The following is a 19,779-nucleotide window of genomic DNA, read 5'->3' as shown; positions in this document are numbered from 1 at the left end:
GCACGAATCCGAACGTGCAGGTTCTGCTGATTACACCGTGATCGCAAACTTGGGCAGCGTCACTACCTGTGCGGCGTAGGAAAGTCCCGCGCCGAACGCGATGAGCAGCGCGGTATCGCCGGGCTTGGACTCGCCCTTGCGCAGCATCGCCTCCATGGCCAGCGGGATGGACGCGGCCGAGGTGTTGCCGGTCTCCTCGATGTCGTTGGCCAGTGCGCAATCCTCCGGCAGCTTCAGCACCCGCGCCATGATCTCGATGATCCGGCCGTTGGCCTGGTGCGGGATCATCGCGTTCAGGTCGTCGGTGGACAGCCCGGCCCGGTCGATGGCGTCGCGGCAGACCTTCTCCAGCGAGTGTGCGGCCCAGCGGAATACGGCCGTGCCCTCCATCGCCAGGTAGGGACGCACCGCGTCGGTGCCCTTCTCCTCGATCTCGCGGAAGAACTCGACCCAGTCCTTGTCCTGGCGGATCGCGTGGTGCTGGGTGCCGTCGGAGCCCCACACCGTCGGGCCGATGCCCGGCTCGTCGGCAGGGCCGACGATCACCGCGCCCGCGCCGTCGGCGAACAGGAATGCGGTGGAGCGGTCGGTCGGGTTGATGGTGTCGGTCAGCTTCTCCACGCCGATCACCAGAACGTGGCCTGCCGTGCCGCCGCGGACCAGGTCCGAGGCCAGCGCGAGCGCGTGGCAGAAGCCCGCGCAGCCCGCGGAGACGTCGAAGGCGGCCGAGCCGTTCATACCGAGTTCGGTCGCGATCCGCGGTGCGGCGGCCGGGGTGAGCAGCAGGTGGGTCGAGGTCGCGACGATCACGCAGTCGACCTGGTCGACCGCGATCCCGGACGACTCGAGTGCGCCCTTGGCTGCGGCGACGCTCATGCTCTGGACGGTCTCGGATTCTCCGGCGAAGCGCCGGGTCTTGATCCCGGACCTGGTCTGGATCCACTCGTCGCTCGAGTTGATCGGCCCCGCCACCTCGTCGTTGGTGACGACTCGGACCGGGCGGTATACGCCGAGCCCGAGGATCGCCGTGTGCTCTGCCCCGGTGGTCTGGGCGATTCGAGCAGCCATGTGCGTCTCCTATGTACCTGCGGCACCGCCGCCGGGTTGTCCCCGAAGCATCGAAAATGGATCCCTCATCAACCGCCACCTACGGAGCCGTAGACATGAGGCCCCCTCATATTAGCTGGAGATCCGGCGTTTCGCCGTGCGTATTCTCACAAACCCCGGGTATACCGCGATTAGCATGCTGATTGCTCCTGTCGGCATGCCCCAACTATGTGTGAACCGTTCCAGGTACGCATGGACGGTAGAACGCGGATTGCGAGGACACCATGCTCGGTCTCGGGATTATCGGGTGGATCATCATCGGCGGTCTTGCCGGGTGGATTGCCAGCAAGATCATGAAGACCGATGCCCAGCAGGGCATCCTGTTGAACATTGTCGTAGGCATCGTCGGTGGCCTACTCGGTGGTTTCCTACTGAAGTTGTTCGGTGTCGATGTCGAAGGCGCCGGCCTCTGGTTCAGCTTCTTCACCTGCCTCGGTGGCGCAGTGGTGCTGCTGTTCCTGGTCGGTCTGGTGACGGGACGCCGAGTCCGCAGCTGACGGCACCGGTGCCACAGGCTCCTTTCCCGTAAGGTGTGAACGCTTGCGCCGGTCCTATCGTGGAGGGCGTAATCCGACTGCATCTAGCACGAAAGAGGAGCCTGTGGCCCGCCGTCCCACGCCGCCCGGCACGCCTGAACGCACCGGAGTCGGCCACGTCGCCGATTTGGTTCGCAATGCGATCCCCCCGCTGCACCCCGCCGGGCTTCCGTTCGTCGCCGCACCCCTCGCGGTCGCTGTCCTCGGCGGCAAGCGAAAGTGGGTGCGCCGGACGGGTCTGTTCGCCGCGGCCGCGTGCGCGACGTTCTTCCGCCATCCGAATCGGGTGCCGCCGAACCGGCCCGGCGCCGTCGTCGCGCCCGCCGACGGCGAGATCGCCCTCGTCGACACCGCCGCTCCGCCTGCGGAATTGGGCCTCGGCGACCAGCCCGTGCCCCGGGTGAGCATCTTCCTTTCCGTGCTCGACGTGCACGTGCAGCGCACTCCGGTGTCCGGTGTGGTGCGCACGGTGCTGCATCAGCCGGGACAGTTCCGTTCGGCGGATCTGCCCGAGGCCAGCGCGGTGAACGAGCGCAACACCATGGTGCTCGACACCCCGTCCGGGCATCAGGTGGTCGTGGTACAGATCGCCGGCCTGCTCGCCCGCCGCATCGTGTGTGACGCCCAGGTCGGCGACGTGCTGACGATCGGTGACACCTACGGGCTGATCCGTTTCGGCTCCCGGGTGGACACCTACTTCCCGGCGGGCACGCAGCTGCTGGTCGAGCCGGGGCAGCGCACCATCGGCGGCGAGACCGTCCTCGCGGTGCTCGGGTCGACGCCCGCCGCTTCATGATGGAGGCGGCTGCTCCGATTCAGCGACGGCGGCGCCGCCCCATCCGGCTGTTGCCGAGCGTGGTGACCATTCTGGCGCTGTGCTCCGGGTTGTCCGCGGTGAAGTTCGGGCTGGACAACCGGCTCGACATCGCGCTGGCGATGATCGGCGCCGCGGCCGTGCTGGACACGTTGGACGGTCGGCTGGCCCGAATGCTGGACGCCACCACCGCGATCGGCGCGGAGCTGGATTCGCTGTCCGACGCCATCTCCTTCGGTGTTGCCCCCGCGCTGGTGCTCTATGTGTCGCTGCTGCACAGCGAGACCGCGGGCTGGATCGTCGCGCTGCTGTTCGCGGTGAGCATCGTGCTGCGGCTGGCCCGGTTCAACACCCTGCTGGACGACGACACCCGCCCGGAGTGGTCGCGCGAGTACTTCGTCGGCGTGCCTGCCCCGGCGGGCGCGCTCATCGCCATGGTGCCGGTCGCGCTGTTCGAGGTGTTCGGTGACGGCTGGTGGGTCGGCTTCTACGCGGTCTCGGCGTGGACCGTCTGCGCAGCGGCGTTGTGCGTCAGCACCATTCCGACGCTGGCCATGAAGTCGGTGTCGGTGGCGCCGCAGGCCGCCGCCGGGCTGCTCGTGCTCGTCGCGCTGGCCGCAGCATTGCTGGTCACCTACCCGATCGTGCTGCTGCTGATCCTGGTCGCGCTGTACCTGTGCCACATTCCGTTCGCCTGGCACTCGCAGCGCTGGGTCGCCGCCCGCCCGGAAACCTGGACGCACAAGCCCGCCGAGCGGCGCGCGCAACGCCGGGCCCAGCGCAGGCCGGTGATCCGCCGCCCGGCGATCCGCGGCTCCACTGCTCGCCTGCGGTTACGCAGGCCGGGCGGCAAGCAGCGCGAAGGCAACGACCTGCCCCGCTGAGCCTGCTGGGTTTTCTTAAGGTCTTGGAAAGCCCGCCCAGGAATGCTCTTGCAGTATGGGCACGCTGGCGATAGGTGGCTTCGGTTTCAGTGGCTGGGGTGTCGGCGGTTTCGGCGCCGCCAGGTTCGGCCTGAAGCGGCTGCTCGGTATCGCGGATTCGGCGGTGGCCGAACACATGCGGCTGTCCACGCGGGCGAGCGGTACGGTCATACCCGGCGGGCGGGCGCGAAAGAGGGTAGCGATGGAGCCGGACGGGTTGGGCGTGTTCATGACGCATCGCCCCCGCCTGTTCGCACTCGCCTACCGGATGCTCGGGTCCGCCGGTGAGGCCGAAGACGCCGTGCAGGAGACCTACCTGCGCTGGGACGCCGCCGATCGCAGCCGAATCCGTTCCGCCGAGGCCTGGCTGACCACCGTGCTGGTGAATCAATGCCGGGCCTGGCTGATTTCGGCGCGGGCCCGCCGGGAGACCTATGTCGGGCCATGGCTGCCCGAGCCGGTGGCTACCGAGCGCGGCGAGCTCGGTCCGCTGGAGACCGTCGAAGAGCGCGAGCTGGTTTCCTTCGCGCTGCTCACCGCGCTGGAGCGATTGTCCCCGGTCGAGCGGGCGGTGTTCGTGCTGCGCGAGGCGTTCGGCTACGCCCATCGCGAGATCGCCGACATGCTCACCATCACCGAGGGCAACTCGCAGCAGATCTACCGGCGGGCCGGCCTGCGGGCCCGCGCGGGCCGGGCCCGCTTCGATGTGCCGTCCGAGTACGCGGGCGAGGTGATCAAGCGGTTCCTGAAGGCGGCGCGCAACGGCGACATCGAGTCGCTGGAGCAGCTGCTCACCGCCGATGTGGTGTCGATCGCGGACGGCGGCGAGCAGATCAACGCGGCCCGCAGGCCGATCGTCGGTGCGAACAAGGTCGCGAGGTACCTGGTCGGGTTGTTGCGGTGGGAGGTGCCCGGCATGGAGCTGCTCGTCGAGGAGGTCAACGGCGCGCCCGCCGCGGTGGCCCGGGTGAACGGTGCGCCGATGCTCGTTGTCGGAATCGAGCTGGTCGACGGAGCGGTGGCGACGCTGCGGCTGGTCGTCAACCCCGACAAGCTGGCCTATTTCGCGAAATCCACGGGTGCTGCGCAGTAATTCGCCGATAGCGTGACGTGCTTCACGTCCGAAAGTTGTCAGCAATGGCGGGGCTGTCCGATCTGAAGGGTGTCGGCCGAACGAACAGGAGCCACCTCATGACCGGACAGCATCGGATCGTCGTCCTCGGCGCCGGATACGCGGGACTGGCGGCAGCGGGCCGCCTCGCGAGCAAGGCGCGCGGGGCGCGGATCACCGTCGTCGACGCGCGCACCGACTTCGTCGAACGGGTACGGCTGCACCAGCAGGCCGCCGGGCAACAGATTTCGACCTGGAGTCTGCGGGAACTGTTGGACAGCAAGAAGATCCACTTCGTGCGCGCTCGTGCGACGGAGATCGATACCGCGAGTAAGCGGGTATTGCTGGATACCGCAACGGTTCTCGATTACGACACCCTCGTCTACGCGCTGGGCAGTACTGCGGACCGGACCAGTGTTCCCGGCCTGGCCGAGCATGCCTACTCGGTGTCGACGCCGGAGGACGCGGCCCGTTTCGAAGCTCCCTCCGGCACTGTTCTAGTCGTGGGTGCCGGTGCCACGGGTATCGAGCTGGCTGCGGAACTCGCTGAGTCGCATCCTGATTCGCGCGTGTGCCTGCTCAGCCCGGAGGAGCCGGGCGCATGGTTGTCGCCGCGGGCACGGAAGCATATTCGCCGCGTGCTCGAGCGGCTCGGCGTCGAGATCCGCTCCGATGCCAAGGTGCTCGAGGTAACCGCGGCCGGGGTGCGGCTGGCGGACGGCGCGCTGATCGAGGCCGCCGCGACCGTGTGGACCGCGGGTTTCGCCGTGCCGGATCTGGCGCGGCGATCGGGCCTTTCGGTCGACGGAACGGGGCGGGTGCTGGTAGACGCTGCGCTGCGGTCGATCTCGCACCCGGCCGTCTACGCGGCGGGCGACAGCGCCGTGATCGCCGGACCCGGCGGGCGCGACCTGCGGATGGCCTGTGCGACCGCGTTGCCCACGGGCAAGTACGCGGCCGATGCGATTGTCGCTCGGCTTCGCGGCGCGCAACCAGGGAAGCTGCGGTTCCGGTACGTCGTCCAGTGTCTGAGCCTCGGCCGTCGGGACGGGCTCATCCAGGTGCTGCACGCGGACGACTCGCCTGCGCGAACCGTGCTGACCGGGCGGCCGGCGGCGTGGGTGAAAGAGCAGGTCGTTCGCGGTGCGGGATGGGCGGCCCGTCCCTGAATCGCCAACGATTCCGGCGGCAACGGCACGGGCGTCCGGTAGCGGATGAGGCTTCGTCAACTTTGGGTTGACGCCGACGAATCGTCAACCTATCGTTGACGGCATGACGCAGCCATACCGCCTCGACGACCTGATCGACGGCATCAAGAAAGCCCGCCCCGACAATGTGCTCGACCAACTGTCCGACGCCGTGGTCACCGGCAATCACCTCGGCGAACTGGCCGATCATCTGATCGGCCACTTCGTCGACCAGGCCCGCCGCGCCGGCGCCTCGTGGACCGACATCGGCGCCAGCATGGGGGTAACCAAGCAAGCCGCGCAGAAGCGCTTCGTACCAAAAGGGCCCGGCGGCCTTGGACAAGACGCCCTGATGGATCCGAGCGCGGGCTTCGCCAGGTTCACCGAGCGGGCCCGCGCGGTCATCATTGCCGCGCAGGAAGCCGCACGCACCGCGGGTAACTCGGAGATCGGCACCGCGCACCTGGTACTCGGGCTGCTGTCCGAACCCGACGGCATCGGCGCGAAAGAGATTCTCACCAGCGGTCTTTCGCTGGAGGCCGTGGGCGAAGCGGTGACCGCCGCGCTGCCCGGCGGAACAGGTGACGTGCCGCCGCTCATCCCGTTCGACGCGGAGGCGAAGAAGGCGCTCGAGCTGACCTTCCGCGAGGCACTTCGGCTGGGTCACAACTACGTCGGCACCGAACACATCCTGCTCGCGCTGCTCGAGCAGGAGAACGGGGACGGCCTGCTCACCGGGCTCGGCATGGACAAGACGAAGACCGAGGCCCACATTGTCGAACTCCTCGCCCCGTACATGCCCAAAAAGTCATGAGGCGACGGTGGGCGTCGACCGGGGCCGGTCTCGACCGCCTGACGTCCATCCGGCTACGAATCCGCCGCGCGCGCTACGGATTTCGTGCAGCGATGGCCGCGCAGGCGCGAGCTGCCCGCGCACGGCGAACACCGGCCTGCCAACGGCGGCGCCCGAACGAACAGCGCCCGCGCCTGATGCGTGCCGCCTGAAACTGCCGTGCTCTACGCCCGCCCGCGCAGGCCGCCACCCCAACGGGGCCACTGCGCTTGGGGTTTCGGCTCGGCAACCAACGGCTCGCGTTCGATATCGGTGACGTACAGCGGAAGGTGCGGTGCCAGCTCCGCTAGTAGTTCCAACGTCTTACCGCCCTGCGCGGCCCGGTACTCGGGCATCGTCAGTCCGACCAATTGCAGGAATCGCATACTGCCGTGCGGGGTTTCGATGGTGCCGAGCTCCGGGTCGACGGTGAAGCCGACCGCGCGGATGCCGGAGTTCGGTCGGTCGGCGGCGATCGGACCGTTCGCTTTGATGGTGTGCCCCGGCTCGAACCACTTGCCGGACTGGAAGACATAGCGGGCGAGATTCTGCAGGAAGTTCGCCGGCCACACCGGCGGCTCGGTGTCGGTGGGCTTACGCACCAGCCGGAAGGTGAACTCGAACCCCCAGCCGGACTCCGCCGGGTTGTCCCACTCCTTCTCGTACAGCTCGGTCATGCCGTAACTGATGTAGTGCCAGTGCGGTACCGGCTCGGTGCGTGAGTACGCGCTGATCCCGTCGAGCGGGTCGGGACCGCCGAGCGACCAGCGGTGATCGGTGGCCCAATGGAAAGGTTCGATATCGCCGTACAACGGCCGCAGTGCGCCGTCGATGGCATTCCAGCCGGGTGCTTCACTCACCCCGCCACCATAAGGGGAACCGCCGCTGTCGCCTGCGGCCGTGCGCGGACTCGGTCGCTCGGCAAGCGGTCGCCTGAGCCGGATGCCGTTGGCGGGCAGCGCGTCAGGTGTCCGGCACGTTGCGCTCGAGTTCGGCCAGCCAGGCCGCGGCCGACGCGTCGCTCGGCGCCCGCCAGTCACCGCGCGGGGACAGTGAGCCGCCGGAACCGACCTTCGGTGCGTTGGGCAGCGTCGAGCGTTTGAACTGGCTGGTCTGCACGAACCGGCGCAGGAACTCCGCGAGCCACCGCTTGATCGTGGCGAGCTCGTAGGCGTTGCGCTGGTCGGCGGGGATCAGATCGGGCCAGCGGCCGCGGTTCGGGTCGGCCCACGCGTGCCTGGCCAAATAGGCGATGCGACTGGGGCGGTAGCCGAAGCGGAGCAGGTAGTAGAGGTGGAAATCCTGGAGCTCGTACGGGCCGACGGTGGCTTCGGAGCTCTGGCTCGGCGCCGCGGTGGTCGAAGCAGCGTTGTCGGGCACCAACTCCGGCGAGATCTCGGTCTGCAGGATCGAGGTGAGTACCTCGCCCGCCACGGGTCCGAACTGCCCGGTCTCGACCGACCAGGCGATCAGATACTTGATCAGCGTCTTGGGGACCGAGGCGTTGACGCTGTAGTGCGCCATGTGGTCGCCGACGCCGAAAGTGCACCAGCCCAGGGCGAGTTCGCTCAGATCGCCGGTGCCGACCACGAGCGCGCCGTGCTGGTTCGCCAGCCGGAACAGGTGCGAGGTGCGCTCGCCCGCCTGCACGTTCTCGTAGGTGACGTCGTACTGCGGCACGCCGTCGGCGGCCGGATGGCCGAGGTCACGCAGCATCTGCGTCGCCGACGGACGGATATCGATCTCCTGCGCGGTCACGCCGAGCGCGTCCATCAATCGGTGCGCGTCGGTGCGGGTTCGGGTGCTGGTGGCGAAGCCGGGCATGGTGTACGCCAAGACATTCGCCCGGGGCAGGCCGAGCCGGTCCATTGTCTCGGCCGCGACGATCAACGCCTGGGTGGAGTCCAGCCCGCCGGACACTCCGATGACCACCCGCTCCATCCCGGTGGCGCGCAGCCGGGTGCTCAACCCCTCGACCTGGATGTGCTGCACCTCGGCGCAACGGTCGTTGCGCACCGCGGGGTCGGCCGGAACGTAAGGGAAGCGCTCGATCTCGCGGCGCAGCTCGACCACGCCCGCGGGGATCGGCAGCGCCACCTCGACGCGCCGCAGCCGAGCCAGCCGTTCCCGATGGTCATGCACATTGTCGGCAAAGCTGGTGGTGCGCAGACGATCCGCGGCCAGGCGGCGCACATCCAGGTCGGCGGTGACCAATTGCGGATGATCGGCGAACCGGACACCCTCGGCGAGCAGATCACCGTTCTCGCACACCAGCGCCTGGCCGTCCCAAGCCAGATCGGTCGTCGATTCCCCGTGTCCCGCCGCCGAATACAGGTAGGCGGCCAGGAAGCGCGCCGAATGCGAGGTGCACAGCGCCCTGCGGTAGTCGGCCTTGCCGATGACGATATTGCTCGCCGACAGGTTGACCAGCACCGTCGCCCCGGCCAGCGCGGCATAACCGCTGGGCGGCAACGGAACCCAGCCGTCCTCACAGATCTCCAGATGGAACACGAACCCGTCGAGGTTGTTCGCCACGAACAGCAGGTCGGCGCCGAACGGCACCCGCTGCCCGGCGATCGTGACGTGCGTCTCCAGGTTCTCCCGGGCCGCCGCGAACTGCCGCTTCTCGTAGAACTCCCGATAGTTCGGCAGATAACTCTTCGGCACCGCGCCGAGCACCGCGCCGCGGCACACCGCGACGGCGCAGTTGAACAGCCGCCCCTGGGCCCGCACCGGCGCACCGACCACCAGCACCGTGTCGAGGTCGGCGCTCTCGGCGACCACCCGCGCCAGCGCCGCCTGGACGGCGTCGTCCAGCGCGTCCTGGTGGAACAGATCGTCGGCCGTGTAGCAGGACAGGCCGAGCTCCGGGAAAACCGTCAGCACCACCCCGTCGGCAGCCGCTTCCCTGGCCAGCGCCAGCGTCTGTTCGACGTTGTAGGTGGGGTCGGCGACCCGCACCCGGGGCACGGCGACCGCCACCCGGGCGAAATCGTGCCGATAGAGCGACTCGAAGGGCAGTTCACGCACTGCCGTCCCCCTTCGCCGAGGCTGCCGGAAATGATCATGATTCCCCTCCGGAACCTACCCGCCATAGTGGCCCGCTAAGCTATAGCAATGGCGGATGAAACGGATTCCGACCTAATCGCGGGGGAACGACGCGCCGATCTGCTGCGTGCGCTTTCTTATGTGTCCACAGAGTCACAGCCGGACGGCAGCTATGTCGTCAACGGAGATCTTCCCCCCGAGGTGGCGCCCCCATTTATTCGGGCGATCATGCGGGTCGAAGCGGAGTTGTTGTTGCACGATGCCGAGCTCGTCACCGTGGAGGGCGGCGAGCCGAGGTCCCCGGAAGAGCGCAGGACCGACGCGTTCGTGGCCCTGGTGTTGCGGGTCGACGACCGGGCTTAGGCCCGGTGTCGAAAGTTGCGAGCCGAGCGGCGCGGGAGCACCCCGGACCTTGCACTCGGCACCTCCGAGTGCTAGAAATGGCGTTGGCACTCTAAAGCTGTGAGTGCCAGGTCGGGACGGTGAGACCGGGTTCCATCGACACCCTCGGTCGTCCGTCGCGGGCACCGCACCTGGCCAGCGTATTAGGGCGACCCAACCTGCGGTCGTTCCTGTGTGTCAGCCATATACATGTGGAGGATCTCAACGCAATGGCCAAGACAATTGCGTACGACGAAGAGGCCCGGCGCGGCCTCGAGCGGGGTCTGAACGCCCTCGCCGACGCGGTCAAGGTGACGCTGGGGCCGAAGGGTCGCAACGTTGTCCTGGAGAAGAAGTGGGGCGCCCCCACGATCACCAACGATGGTGTTTCCATCGCCAAGGAGATCGAGCTGGAGGACCCGTACGAGAAGATCGGCGCCGAGCTGGTCAAGGAAGTCGCCAAGAAGACCGACGACGTCGCGGGCGACGGCACCACCACCGCCACCGTGCTCGCCCAGGCGCTCGTGCGTGAGGGTCTGCGCAACGTCGCGGCCGGCGCGAACCCGCTCGGTCTGAAGCGTGGCATCGAGAAGGCTGTCGAGGCCGTCACGGCTCGCCTGCTGGAGTCCGCCAAGGAGATCGACACCAAGGAGCAGATCGCTGCTACCGCTGGTATCTCCGCGGGCGACTCGTCCATCGGTGAGCTGATCGCCGAGGCCATGGACAAGGTCGGCAAGGAAGGTGTCATCACCGTCGAGGAGAGCAACACCTTCGGGCTCCAGCTGGAGCTCACCGAGGGCATGCGCTTCGACAAGGGCTACATCTCCGGTTACTTCGTCACCGACCCGGAGCGTCAGGAAGCGGTCCTCGAGGATCCGTACATCCTGCTGGTCGGCTCGAAGATCTCGACCGTCAAGGACCTGCTGCCGCTGCTGGAGAAGGTCATCCAGGCCGGCAAGCCGCTGCTGATCATCGCCGAGGACGTCGAGGGCGAAGCCCTGTCGACCCTGGTGGTCAACAAGATCCGTGGCACCTTCAAGTCCGTTGCCGTCAAGGCGCCGGGCTTCGGTGACCGCCGCAAGGCGCAGCTCGCCGACATCGCCATCCTCACCGGTGGCGAGGTCATCAGCGAAGAGGTCGGCCTCTCCCTGGAGACCGCCGGTGTCGAGCTGCTCGGCCAGGCGCGCAAGGTCGTCATCACCAAGGACGAGACCACCATCGTCGAGGGCGCGGGTGACGCGGAGGCCATCAAGGGCCGCGTGCAGCAGATCCGTGCCGAGATCGAGAACTCGGACTCGGACTACGACCGGGAGAAGCTGCAGGAGCGTCTGGCCAAGCTGGCCGGCGGTGTTGCGGTGATCAAGGCCGGTGCCGCGACCGAGGTCGAGCTCAAGGAGCGCAAGCACCGCATCGAAGATGCCGTGCGCAACGCCAAGGCCGCCGTCGAAGAGGGCATCGTCGCCGGTGGCGGCGTGGCCCTGCTGCAGTCGGCGCCTGCCCTGGACGACCTGAAGCTCAGCGGTGACGAGGCGACCGGCGCGAACATCGTGCGCGTCGCCCTGTCGGCCCCGCTGAAGCAGATCGCCTTCAACGCCGGCCTGGAGCCGGGCGTTGTCGCCGAGAAGGTTTCCAACCTGCCGGCCGGCCACGGCCTCAACGCCGATTCCGGCGTGTACGAGGACCTGCTTGCCGCCGGTGTCGCCGACCCGGTGAAGGTCACCCGCTCCGCGCTGCAGAACGCGGCGTCCATCGCGGCTCTGTTCCTCACCACCGAGGCCGTCGTCGCCGACAAGCCGGAGAAGTCCGCCGCGCCCGCCGGCGACCCGACCGGTGGCATGGGCGGCATGGACTTCTGAGTCCAGCCACCAGGCAACACCTTTAGAAACCGGAAGCCGGTCCACCCTCGGGTGGACCGGCTTCCGGCGTCTGCGGAGTCCCTTCCGCTTGCTTCCTGACCGACTGTACAGGTTAGGCTAACCTACATTCAAACGGCCTCAGATTCCGTCGACGGCGAGCACGGCGAAGGGCTGCGGGGTGCCGGGTCCCATCGGGCCACCCTTGTCGAATTGTGAAGCGACCACCAGGAGTTGGTTGCCGGTGCGGACCAGTGTGGTGGGGATGCTCAGGGCCGCGTCGGTGACGCGCTGGTCCAGGGTCGCGGTGGCGCCGTCGTCGGTCATGGTCCAGCGGGCGATGGCGTTGTCGGTGTTCTGCACCACCCACAGAGTGTTGTCGTGCCACTCGAGTCCGTCGCCGTGGGCCAGGTTGCCGCCGTGCAGTGCGACCTTGCGGATCGGGTCCGCGGCGTTCGGCGCGAGGGCGATGCGGAACAGCTCACCCGCGTCCATGTCGACGACGAACAGGTAGCGGCCACCCGCGTCGGTCACGATGCCGTTCAGTGTGAAGCCGCCGGGTGCGCGCGGCGCGAGGACCGGGTTCAGATCGAATTGTGTTGTCATGTCGGCACGTCCGCCGTGTGCCGCGACGTGGGCAACCTCAGCTGCGGTGATGCGGTAGACGACGCCGCGCACCGAGTCGGTCAGGTAGGCGGTGCCGTCCGGGGTGATGGCGACGTCGTTGACGAAGCGTGCCGCCGGGCCCGGCGCGTCGAACCGGGCGATCAGGGCGCGGGACGCGGTGTCGTACACGGCGACCCCGGCGGTCGAGTCGGTCACCCATAGCCGCCCCGTCCGGTCGACCTTCAGGCCGTTGGCGGTCTTGCGGCCGTCGGCGCCCTCGGGCAGGAAGGTCTCGGCCTGCTTGCTTCCCGGGGTGGCCTTGTAGACGGCTCCGGTGCTGTACGAGCCGACGTAGGTGTCGCCGGTACGCGGATCGGCGGCGATGCCTTCGGGGTAGGCGCGGTCGCTCGGTAGCGCGTAGGCGGCGGTGATCCGCGCGGACGACGCGGCGGGCTGCGCAGTGTTTTCGCTGGTACCGCAGGCCGCGGCGGCGGCACAGGACGCCGCGATGGCGAGGGTTGCCAGGCGGCGGCGCGTTGCGTGGGACATGGTCGCCTCTCATCAGGTCTATCACTCGGATGTAGTCACATCTGAGAATGGACACGAACATAGATTAGAGTTCTAATAATCGTCAAGAGTCTTAGGTGAAGACGGGCGGATACCATGCGGTCATGACGTCCCTGCCCTCCAACGAGCGCCTCGGCTCCTACGTGAAGCGCGCCGAGCAGGCGCTGCAAACGGCGAAGCATGCCGCGCTGAAGCCCGCGGGCGTCACCGTCGCGCAGTACGCCGCGCTGCTGTATCTCGACGAGAACCCCGGCATTTCGGCCGCCGCGCTGGCCCGGCTGTGCGGCGTGACGCCGCCGACGATGAACACGGTGCTGACCAACCTGCAGGACCGCGGGCTCATCGAGCGCACCCCACACGCCTGGCACAAGAACATCCTGGAAACCCGCCTCACCGAGGCGGGTGCCGCCGTCATGCGGGATGCCGACGCCAGGGCGGTCCGGGTGGAACGCGCGGTGGCGGCCGGATTCACCGACGCCGAACGCGGGACGCTGCAGGACCTATTGACCCGCTGCGCGGACCTTTTCGACTCCGTCCGCCCCGAAACTCCTGCCGCCACCAAAAAGTAGGCAGGGGCGCGGCGTCGAAGGTGCCGTCGCCAGACGTGTCAGCCCAGCAGGAAAGCCACGAGAAATCCTGCGGCGGTGGCCATTCCGACCCACCAGCCGCCTTCACGGTAAGCCTCGGGCATCAGCGAGTCGGCGAGTACCGCGAGGGTCGCGCCGCCGGCGAACGCTTGCACGGTGCTGATGTTGGTCTGGGAAAGATTGTCCGACAACGCATTCCCCAGCACGGTGACCACCACGAGAACCGAACCCGTTGTCGCCCAGAGCCATAGCGGGCCGAGGCGCTGCACCCCGTGCTTGTCGCGCATCAACGCGGCCCCGCTGATCGCCTCCGGCACATTGCCCACCGCGACGGCGACCAGCAGTGCCAGCCCGCCGCCACCGGCGAGGGTGACGCCGAGCGCGGTGTTCTCCGGAATGCCGTCCAGCACCGTGCCGAGCAGTAGCGCCCATCCAATAGCGTTGGCGCCCAACTTGGTTTCGATCAGATGGTTGGCCACCACATACACCCCCGCGCCCCCGAACAGCGCCACGGCCGCGATCAGCGCACCCGCTTGATGGAACGCGGGCTCGAAGAGTTCGTTGGATACCGCGGCGATCATGGTGCCCGCGCCGAACGCCATCAACGACGCGAGCAAGGGCTTCGGCAAGGTCCACCGCAGGCCGATCGCGGCGCCGATCACCAGGGGTACGGCGGTGCCGAGCCCGTAGAGCAACGCAGTCAGCATGCGATTCACCCTAATGGGGCACGGTTGTTCGGGGCCGAGGTGCCGGCGGTGGTGCGTCCACCTCGAACTAATCGGCGCGCTATTGCGAAGTACCACTACTTCGCGAAGTTGCCTGGCGGACAGGACGAATCAGGCATAACCAGCGGACCAGTTCGGAAAAAGAATAATTCTACGAATTCCCGTCAAAATCGCGCGTGGCTGGCTCGGCGCCGCAGTATCGATTGGCTCGGCAAACACTCAGTGACAAGAACGCCGTGCGTGCGATTCGCAGACCCGATGGGTCCGATCCGCCTTAAAGCGTGCTTGCGGAGCGGGATTCGGTACTGCTCGCAAGGGGTTCGATGAGTGCGTGCCGAGTCGGTAACCACCCTGCCAACTTTCGGCAAACGCCTGGTCAGTTGCGGGTTGATACCAAGGACCCGATCCATGTCGAGTGCTTCTCGGCCTTCTGTATTGTCTGGCCCAATGTCACAGGATGCGAATACGGGTCGAATGTATGCCGGGCAACCCGTCGAGGACCGGCAACGTCAGCGGCGTGCGCGTTTTCTGGAATCGGGCCTGACGGTCTTCGCGCGCGACGGTTACGCCAATAGTTCGGTCGGCGCCATCTGTAAGGACGCCGGACTCTCCTCGCGACAGTTCTACGAGGAGTTCACCGGGCGCGAGTCGCTACTACTCGAGCTCTACGAGCAGATCGATCGCGAGTCGCGCGACGCGGTCGCCAAGTCATTGGAGAGCAAGGCCGACGCGAGTGCGCTCGAGATCATCGACGCGTCCGTCCGGGCGTACGTCGAGTCCATCGGGTCGGACCCGCGCAAGGCACGCGTCGCACTGGTCGAGGTGGTCGGTGCGGGCCCGAAGGTGGAGAAGTTCCGGCTCGAACTGCGCCGGGTGTGGGGTTCGCTGCTGGCGGGTGCCGCGGAGGACGCGGCCATGCACGGCGAGATCCCGACCGGCGACTACGAGATGCGGGTGCTCGCCATCATCGGCGCGGTCAACTACGTGGTGGATTCGTGGAGCGGTGCGGACCCGCGCCCGCCGCTCGACGACGTGATCAGGGTGCTGAGCAGGGTGATCATGGGGGCGGTCGGCGCCTGAGCGCCGAGCAGCCGAGGCGCGGCGGCAACGGGGCCGGTAGCGTGCGCGGGATGGAAACGGTTCCGATCCAAATGCCGGATGGCAGTACGGTTCCGGTGCGGCTGATCCCGGCCACCGGCGCCCATCGACATCCGGTCACCCCGGATGCGCCGCGCCCGGTGCTGGTGATCGTGCCCGGGCTCGGCGTCCCCGGCGGGTACTACGAGTCGTTCGCCGCGAAACTGGCGGCGCGCGGCTTCGACGTGGCGATCGGCGAGCTGCGCGGCAACGGCGACAGCACGCCGAAGCCGAGCGCCGCCAGCACGTACGGTTACCACGAGCTGGTGTCGGTCGACTTCCCGGCGATCTTCCAGGTGGTGCGCGACCGGTTCCCGGCCAGCACACCGTATCTGCTCGGGCACAGCATGGGCGGGCAGTTCGCCGTCATGTACGCCGCGCGGATCCGCGGCAGGCTCGGCGGGCTGATCCTGGTCGCCTCCGGGACACCGTATTACCGTGGCTACCCGGGACTTTCGAGTCCCGGCATCCTGGTCGGCACGGCGGCCGCGTCGTTGACGGCCAACCTGGCCGGCTTCTGGCCGGGGGACCGGATCCCCGCGGGCGGCTTCGGCCGCCAATCCAAGGTGCTGATCGCGGATTGGGCGCGGCTGGCCCGCACCGGCCGGTTCCAGCCGGTCGGCGCGGACATCGATTACGAGGAGCGGATCTCCCGGCTGAAGCTGCCGGTGCTGTCCATCACCGTCACCGGCGACGACCTCACCCCGCCCGGATCCGCCGAACACCTGCTGGCCAAGCTGCCCAAGGCCGAGGTAACCACCTGGCATCAGCCGGAATCGTTGGGGCACAACGGCTGGATCCGGGAGAACACCACCACCATCGATCAGATCGAGAAGTGGCTGCGCGATCGTTAGCCGGGCCTGCGGCCGACCTCGCGATGGCGGTCGAACCCGTCGAGCATGGCGTCCAGGCCCACGTCGAAGTGGTCGGCTTCGGGCTCCGCGTGCTCCTCGGTGCGCTGCGCGGCGACCGTGGCGATGGCGTGGCCGAGGATGTGGCCGATCGTGTACTCGCGCAGGCAGCGGGTCAGCTGGCGCGCGACGGCCGCCGAAAACCCCGCGCCCTGCAGGTGTTCCACCATCCAGCTGCCGGTCTCGACGGCCAGGTCGCTGCGCACCGGACGCGTCGCGAAGACCGGCACCGCGTTCGGATGCCTGCGCAGCGTGGACCGCAGCCGGTGCGCGTAGGCGCGCATCAGATCGCGCCAAGGCTCCTGCCACGGTAGGGATTCCATGTCGAGCTCGGCGAACATGGTGTCGGCGATGGCGTCGAACAGCTCCTGCTGATCGGTGAAGTGCCGGTAGGCGGCCATCGGGTCGGCGCCGAGCGCGGTGCCGAGTTTGCGCATCGAGAATCCGTCGACACCGGTCCGATCGATGAGATTCAGCGCGACCGCGGCGATATAGTCGCGGTTCAACGCGGTCCGTGTCGTGGGCGCCGGGTTTACGCGCCTGGTGCGGGCGCGCCGCGCGCGGGGCACCTCGACGGCGTTGTCGGAATCCACGACCAGCTCTCCTCTCAACCCCGGGTCTACGACGTAGACATCAGCTACACCGTAGGCCCAGGTCCCGGGAATCGGTCGTTATCCGCGCCGCTCGATCAGCATCTGCGTGAAGAACTCATAGATCAGCCCGGCTTGGAACGCCGACTGCTTGTTGTCCGCCGCGCCGCCGTGCCCACCCTCGATGTTCTCGTGGTACCAGAACTCGTGGCCCTGCTCCTCGAGCAGCGCGGCCATCTTGCGGGCATGCCCAGGATGCACGCGGTCGTCCCTGGTGGACGTGGTGAGCAGGATCGGCGGGTAGGCCACGTCGGCCCGCGCGTTCTGATACGGCGAGTACTTGCTGATGTACTCCCACTCCTCGGGCTTGTCCGGGTCACCGTATTCGGCGATCCACGAGGCACCCGCCAACAGCAGGTGATAGCGCTTCATGTCCAGCAGCGGCACCTGGCAGACGATGGCGCCGAACAGCTCCGGGTAGCGGGTCAGCATCACCCCCATCAGCAGGCCGCCATTGCTGCCGCCCACCGCGCCGAGCTGATCGGCGGTCGTGATGCCGCGCGCGACAAGGTCTTTCGCGATCGCGGAGAAGTCCTCGTACACCTTGTGCCGGTTGGCCTTCTGCACCGAGGTGTGCCACTGCGGGCCGTACTCACCGCCGCCGCGGATGTTGGTCATCACCCAGGTGCCGCCGCGCTCGAGCCAGCCCATCCCGGACGCGCCGCTGTAGGCGGGCGTGCGCGAGACCTCGAAACCGCCGTAGCCCGACATCACCGTCGGGCCGGGGGTCCCCCTGCGGTCGCGATGGCGAATGACGAAGTACGGCACCTGCGTTCCGTCGTCGGAGGTCGCGAAGAACTGCTCGGTCTCGATGCCGTCGGCGTCGAAGAAGCCGGGTTCCTGCTTGAGCTGCTCGGTGGCGCCGCCCACCGAGCTGGCCAGCAACGTGGCGGGCGTCGTGAAACCACTTGTGGTGAGCATGAATTCGTCGCCGCCCTCGAGCGGGTCCAGGTTCAGCACGCTGGTGGTTGCCATCGGCGGGGTGTCGGCCAGCGACTCCTTGCGCCAGCCGTCGGTGCCCGGCGTCAGCACGTAGAGCTTGGTCTGCACGTCCTCGAGGGTGATGAGCAGCAGATGGTTCTCGGTCCAGCCGTAACCGTGCAGCGAGGTGTGCGGGTCCGGGGTGAAGATCACCTCGAATTCCCGTCCGCCGGCGAGAAACTTCTCGAAGTTCATGGCCAGCAGCGCGCCCGCGGGATAGGCGGTGCCGCCCACCTCCCACGGCGACTTCAGCCGGACCAGCAGCCAATCCTTGTACCAGGACTCGCTCGCGTCGGAGGGAATCTCCAGATGCCGCAGCGTGCCGTCGTTTTCGAGTAGGTAGACCTCCTCGTTGAAGAAGTCGGTGGCGCGGCCGATGAAATGGCGTTCGTAGCCGGGGGTTCGGTCGTAGCCCGCCGAGACCGCGACATCGCCGGGCTCGCCCTCGAAGACGGTCACCGCGTCGGCCAGCTCGGTGCCGCGCTGCCAGCGCTTGGCGATGCGCGGGTAGCCGGACTCGGTCAGCGAGCCAGGGCCGAAATCCGTGCCGACGTACACCGAATCGATGTCGATCCAGCGCATCTCGGACTTCGCCTCGGGCAGGAAGAAGCCGCCGTCGGCGGGGTCGATGAAGGTGCGCGTCGCCATGTCGAACTCGCGCACCACCTTGGCGTCCGCGCCGCCGCGCGACAGGCTGATCAGGGTCCGCGACTGCTCGGGGCGCAGCACGGCGGCCCCGCCCCACACCCAGTTCTCGTCTTCGGCGGCGGCCAGCGCGTCCAGGTCGATCAGCACGTCCCAGTCGGGTGACTCCTTGGCGTACTCGGCGAACGTGGTGCGCCGCCACAGCCCGCGCGGATGCTCGGCGTCGCGCCAGAAGTTGTAGAGCCAGCTGCCGCGCCGGCCCGGGTACGCGATCTTGGTGTCGGTGTCGAGCATGTCGAGAATGCGATGTTCGAGCTCGCTGAACCGGTCCGAGGAGGCGAATCGCTCCACGACCACACTGTTGTGTGCGCGCGCCCAGTCGAGGGCCCGCTCATCGGTCACTTCTTCGAGCCAGAGGTAAGGGTCCGTCACATTCTGCTCAACGCCACTCATCCCCACATTGTTGCCGAGCGGCGCGGACCAGGTCCCCGGGGTTACCAGAAGTGCGCTACATCCACCACGACCCGTGCTCCGCTACCCGGTCCGTCGAGGGTGAACACCCGCATGGGCAGCCGCCCGCGGACACCCAGACCGACCGTGGTCTGCCCCTCGAACGAGCCGGCCCAGGCCACCTGACGGAAGGTCTGGTAACCGGCCACATTCACCAGCTCATTGCGGTTCTGCGGCTGGTAGGTGGGCTGGCCCGCCGCGTTGTAAGCGGGCGCGTGCACGACCACATTCAGGAACGCCCCGCCACGCAGCGGTACGGGTGTGCCCGATCCGTCCATCGTCACCCTGTCGACGTAGCCGACGTGATAGCCAGGCGCCGAACCCGTGAGGTCGATGACGAGCCGATCGAAGCATTCGTGCCGACCGGACCGAACGCCGTTGACCGGGCCGGTCGACATCGGAGGGCTCGCCTTATCGAGCGAACCCCACACCAATCCGCAGTAGGAGGGAGTTGCCGCGGCCGGCCCGGGAATGATCCAGAGGCCGACGAGAGTCGCGACGGAGGTGAACAACAGAAATATGCGACGCATGCCGCACCGCCTTCAGGCAGTAAGAACGAATTATTCGATGAATCGGGCGAATCGGGCGGGACGTTACTGCCGTGCCGCACTCGAAAAGGATTCGTGACCTTGGTATATCGGTTCGATACGCGTTCGACACCGCACGCA

General features: G+C 67.8%; 19 protein-coding genes. 11 read left to right on the top strand and 8 right to left on the bottom strand.

All coding sequences use genetic code 11. The annotated features are described in order from the left end of the window. Positions 1–30: 30 nt before the first annotated feature. The gene (locus DMB37_RS18325) at positions 31–1,068 is read right to left on the bottom strand and encodes a beta-ketoacyl-ACP synthase III (protein WP_135233752.1); all 1,038 of its coding nucleotides are present in this window, start codon (positions 1,066–1,068) and stop codon (positions 31–33) included. A 263-nt stretch (positions 1,069–1,331) separates the two neighbouring features. Here DMB37_RS18325 and DMB37_RS18320 point away from each other — a divergent pair, with 263 nt between their 5' ends. The 6 genes from DMB37_RS18320 (at position 1,332) to DMB37_RS18295 (ending at position 6,492) form a co-directional block, all read left to right on the top strand. Continuing rightward, positions 1,332–1,604: a GlsB/YeaQ/YmgE family stress response membrane protein gene (locus tag DMB37_RS18320; RefSeq protein ID WP_135233751.1), complete on the top strand. Its 273-nt coding sequence runs from the start codon at positions 1,332–1,334 to the stop codon at positions 1,602–1,604. Between the two features lie 103 nt (positions 1,605–1,707). Continuing rightward, entirely contained in the window at positions 1,708–2,439 is a 732-nt protein-coding gene (locus DMB37_RS18315) for a phosphatidylserine decarboxylase (protein WP_107659699.1), read from the top strand. After that, positions 2,439–3,341, top strand: a complete 903-nt coding sequence (locus tag DMB37_RS18310) for a phosphatidylcholine/phosphatidylserine synthase (protein ID WP_135237654.1) — start codon at positions 2,439–2,441, stop codon at positions 3,339–3,341. Before DMB37_RS18315 ends, DMB37_RS18310 begins: the two co-directional genes overlap by 1 nt. A 241-nt stretch (positions 3,342–3,582) precedes the next feature. Beyond that, positions 3,583–4,473 carry an RNA polymerase sigma-70 factor gene (locus DMB37_RS18305; RefSeq protein ID WP_240772546.1) on the top strand — a complete coding sequence of 297 codons (891 nt, stop codon included), beginning with the start codon at positions 3,583–3,585 and terminating at the stop codon, positions 4,471–4,473. Positions 4,474–4,571: 98 nt separating this feature from the next. Further along, positions 4,572–5,660, top strand: a complete 1,089-nt coding sequence (locus DMB37_RS18300; RefSeq protein WP_135233749.1) for an NAD(P)/FAD-dependent oxidoreductase — start codon at positions 4,572–4,574, stop codon at positions 5,658–5,660. Positions 5,661–5,763: 103 nt separating this feature from the next. Continuing rightward, on the top strand, positions 5,764–6,492 hold the full coding sequence (locus DMB37_RS18295) for a Clp protease N-terminal domain-containing protein (protein WP_135233748.1): 729 nt from the start codon (positions 5,764–5,766) through the stop codon (positions 6,490–6,492). Between the two features lie 203 nt (positions 6,493–6,695). Here DMB37_RS18295 and DMB37_RS18290 read toward each other — a convergent pair whose 3' ends face one another. Beyond that, complete coding sequence (locus DMB37_RS18290; protein WP_135233747.1) at positions 6,696–7,370, bottom strand: suppressor of fused domain protein; 675 nt, start codon at positions 7,368–7,370, stop codon at positions 6,696–6,698. Positions 7,371–7,473: 103 nt separating this feature from the next. Beyond that, positions 7,474–9,540 carry an NAD(+) synthase gene (locus DMB37_RS18285; RefSeq protein ID WP_135233746.1) on the bottom strand — a complete coding sequence of 689 codons (2,067 nt, stop codon included), beginning with the start codon at positions 9,538–9,540 and terminating at the stop codon, positions 7,474–7,476. An 87-nt stretch (positions 9,541–9,627) separates the two neighbouring features. Here DMB37_RS18285 and DMB37_RS18280 point away from each other — a divergent pair, with 87 nt between their 5' ends. Further along, complete coding sequence (locus DMB37_RS18280) at positions 9,628–9,921, top strand: hypothetical protein (RefSeq protein ID WP_107659693.1); 294 nt, start codon at positions 9,628–9,630, stop codon at positions 9,919–9,921. A 248-nt stretch (positions 9,922–10,169) separates the two neighbouring features. Further along, on the top strand, positions 10,170–11,795 hold the full coding sequence (gene groL, locus DMB37_RS18275; RefSeq protein WP_135233745.1) for a chaperonin GroEL: 1,626 nt from the start codon (positions 10,170–10,172) through the stop codon (positions 11,793–11,795). A 138-nt stretch (positions 11,796–11,933) separates the two neighbouring features. On the opposite strand, the gene DMB37_RS18270 is transcribed toward groL, so the two are convergent. Further along, a complete protein-coding gene (locus DMB37_RS18270) occupies positions 11,934–12,947 on the bottom strand; it encodes an SMP-30/gluconolactonase/LRE family protein (protein ID WP_135233744.1) in 1,014 nt (337 codons plus the stop codon). A 122-nt stretch (positions 12,948–13,069) separates the two neighbouring features. Here DMB37_RS18270 and DMB37_RS18265 point away from each other — a divergent pair, with 122 nt between their 5' ends. Next, entirely contained in the window at positions 13,070–13,534 is a 465-nt protein-coding gene (locus DMB37_RS18265; RefSeq protein ID WP_206055273.1) for a MarR family winged helix-turn-helix transcriptional regulator, read from the top strand. A 38-nt stretch (positions 13,535–13,572) separates the two neighbouring features. On the opposite strand, the gene DMB37_RS18260 is transcribed toward DMB37_RS18265, so the two are convergent. Next, on the bottom strand, positions 13,573–14,259 hold the full coding sequence (locus tag DMB37_RS18260) for a ZIP family metal transporter (protein ID WP_135233743.1): 687 nt from the start codon (positions 14,257–14,259) through the stop codon (positions 13,573–13,575). A 465-nt stretch (positions 14,260–14,724) separates the two neighbouring features. Here DMB37_RS18260 and DMB37_RS18255 point away from each other — a divergent pair, with 465 nt between their 5' ends. Together DMB37_RS18255 and DMB37_RS18250 are read left to right on the top strand one after the other, a co-directional pair. Next, positions 14,725–15,357, top strand: a complete 633-nt coding sequence (locus tag DMB37_RS18255) for a TetR/AcrR family transcriptional regulator (RefSeq protein WP_228540259.1) — start codon at positions 14,725–14,727, stop codon at positions 15,355–15,357. 50 nt (positions 15,358–15,407) lie between these two features. Continuing rightward, complete coding sequence (locus DMB37_RS18250; RefSeq protein ID WP_135233742.1) at positions 15,408–16,268, top strand: alpha/beta fold hydrolase; 861 nt, start codon at positions 15,408–15,410, stop codon at positions 16,266–16,268. Here the strand turns inward: DMB37_RS18250 and DMB37_RS18245 are convergent. The 3 genes from DMB37_RS18245 to DMB37_RS18235 all read right to left on the bottom strand — a co-directional run bounded on the left by DMB37_RS18245 (position 16,265) and on the right by DMB37_RS18235 (position 19,641). Then, positions 16,265–16,918 carry a TetR/AcrR family transcriptional regulator C-terminal domain-containing protein gene (locus DMB37_RS18245; RefSeq protein ID WP_135233741.1) on the bottom strand — a complete coding sequence of 218 codons (654 nt, stop codon included), beginning with the start codon at positions 16,916–16,918 and terminating at the stop codon, positions 16,265–16,267. The two genes, DMB37_RS18250 and DMB37_RS18245, sit on opposite strands and share 4 nt — an antisense overlap. A 78-nt stretch (positions 16,919–16,996) precedes the next feature. Next, the gene (locus DMB37_RS18240) at positions 16,997–19,054 is read right to left on the bottom strand and encodes a prolyl oligopeptidase family protein (RefSeq protein ID WP_135233740.1); all 2,058 of its coding nucleotides are present in this window, start codon (positions 19,052–19,054) and stop codon (positions 16,997–16,999) included. 41 nt (positions 19,055–19,095) lie between these two features. Further along, positions 19,096–19,641: a hypothetical protein gene (locus DMB37_RS18235; RefSeq protein WP_135233739.1), complete on the bottom strand. Its 546-nt coding sequence runs from the start codon at positions 19,639–19,641 to the stop codon at positions 19,096–19,098. Positions 19,642–19,779: the final 138 nt, after the last annotated feature.

Origin of the sequence: Nocardia sp. CS682, assembly GCF_004634405.1 — a bacterium.
Classification (GTDB): Bacteria; Actinomycetota; Actinomycetes; order Mycobacteriales; family Mycobacteriaceae; genus Nocardia; species Nocardia ninae.
This window is presented reverse-complemented; position numbering and strand designations above follow the sequence as displayed.

Bases quoted from the DNA above. Each gene is read 5' to 3' on its own strand.
- DMB37_RS18325 (WP_135233752.1), bottom strand. From the start codon at position 1,068: ATGGCTGCTCGAATCGCCCAGACCACCGGGGCAGAGCACACGGCGATC.
- DMB37_RS18320 (WP_135233751.1), top strand. From the start codon at position 1,332: ATGCTCGGTCTCGGGATTATCGGGTGGATCATCATCGGCGGTCTTGCC.
- DMB37_RS18310 (WP_135237654.1), top strand. From the start codon at position 2,439: ATGGAGGCGGCTGCTCCGATTCAGCGACGGCGGCGCCGCCCCATCCGG.
- DMB37_RS18305 (WP_240772546.1), top strand. From the start codon at position 3,583: ATGGAGCCGGACGGGTTGGGCGTGTTCATGACGCATCGCCCCCGCCTG.
- DMB37_RS18300 (WP_135233749.1), top strand. From the start codon at position 4,572: ATGACCGGACAGCATCGGATCGTCGTCCTCGGCGCCGGATACGCGGGA.
- DMB37_RS18295 (WP_135233748.1), top strand. From the start codon at position 5,764: ATGACGCAGCCATACCGCCTCGACGACCTGATCGACGGCATCAAGAAA.
- DMB37_RS18280 (WP_107659693.1), top strand. From the start codon at position 9,628: ATGGCGGATGAAACGGATTCCGACCTAATCGCGGGGGAACGACGCGCC.
- groL (WP_135233745.1), top strand. From the start codon at position 10,170: ATGGCCAAGACAATTGCGTACGACGAAGAGGCCCGGCGCGGCCTCGAG.
- DMB37_RS18270 (WP_135233744.1), bottom strand. From the start codon at position 12,947: ATGTCCCACGCAACGCGCCGCCGCCTGGCAACCCTCGCCATCGCGGCG.
- DMB37_RS18265 (WP_206055273.1), top strand. From the start codon at position 13,070: ATGACGTCCCTGCCCTCCAACGAGCGCCTCGGCTCCTACGTGAAGCGC.
- DMB37_RS18260 (WP_135233743.1), bottom strand. From the start codon at position 14,259: ATGCTGACTGCGTTGCTCTACGGGCTCGGCACCGCCGTACCCCTGGTG.
- DMB37_RS18255 (WP_228540259.1), top strand. From the start codon at position 14,725: ATGTCACAGGATGCGAATACGGGTCGAATGTATGCCGGGCAACCCGTC.
- DMB37_RS18250 (WP_135233742.1), top strand. From the start codon at position 15,408: ATGGAAACGGTTCCGATCCAAATGCCGGATGGCAGTACGGTTCCGGTG.
- DMB37_RS18240 (WP_135233740.1), bottom strand. From the start codon at position 19,054: ATGAGTGGCGTTGAGCAGAATGTGACGGACCCTTACCTCTGGCTCGAA.
- DMB37_RS18235 (WP_135233739.1), bottom strand. From the start codon at position 19,641: ATGCGTCGCATATTTCTGTTGTTCACCTCCGTCGCGACTCTCGTCGGC.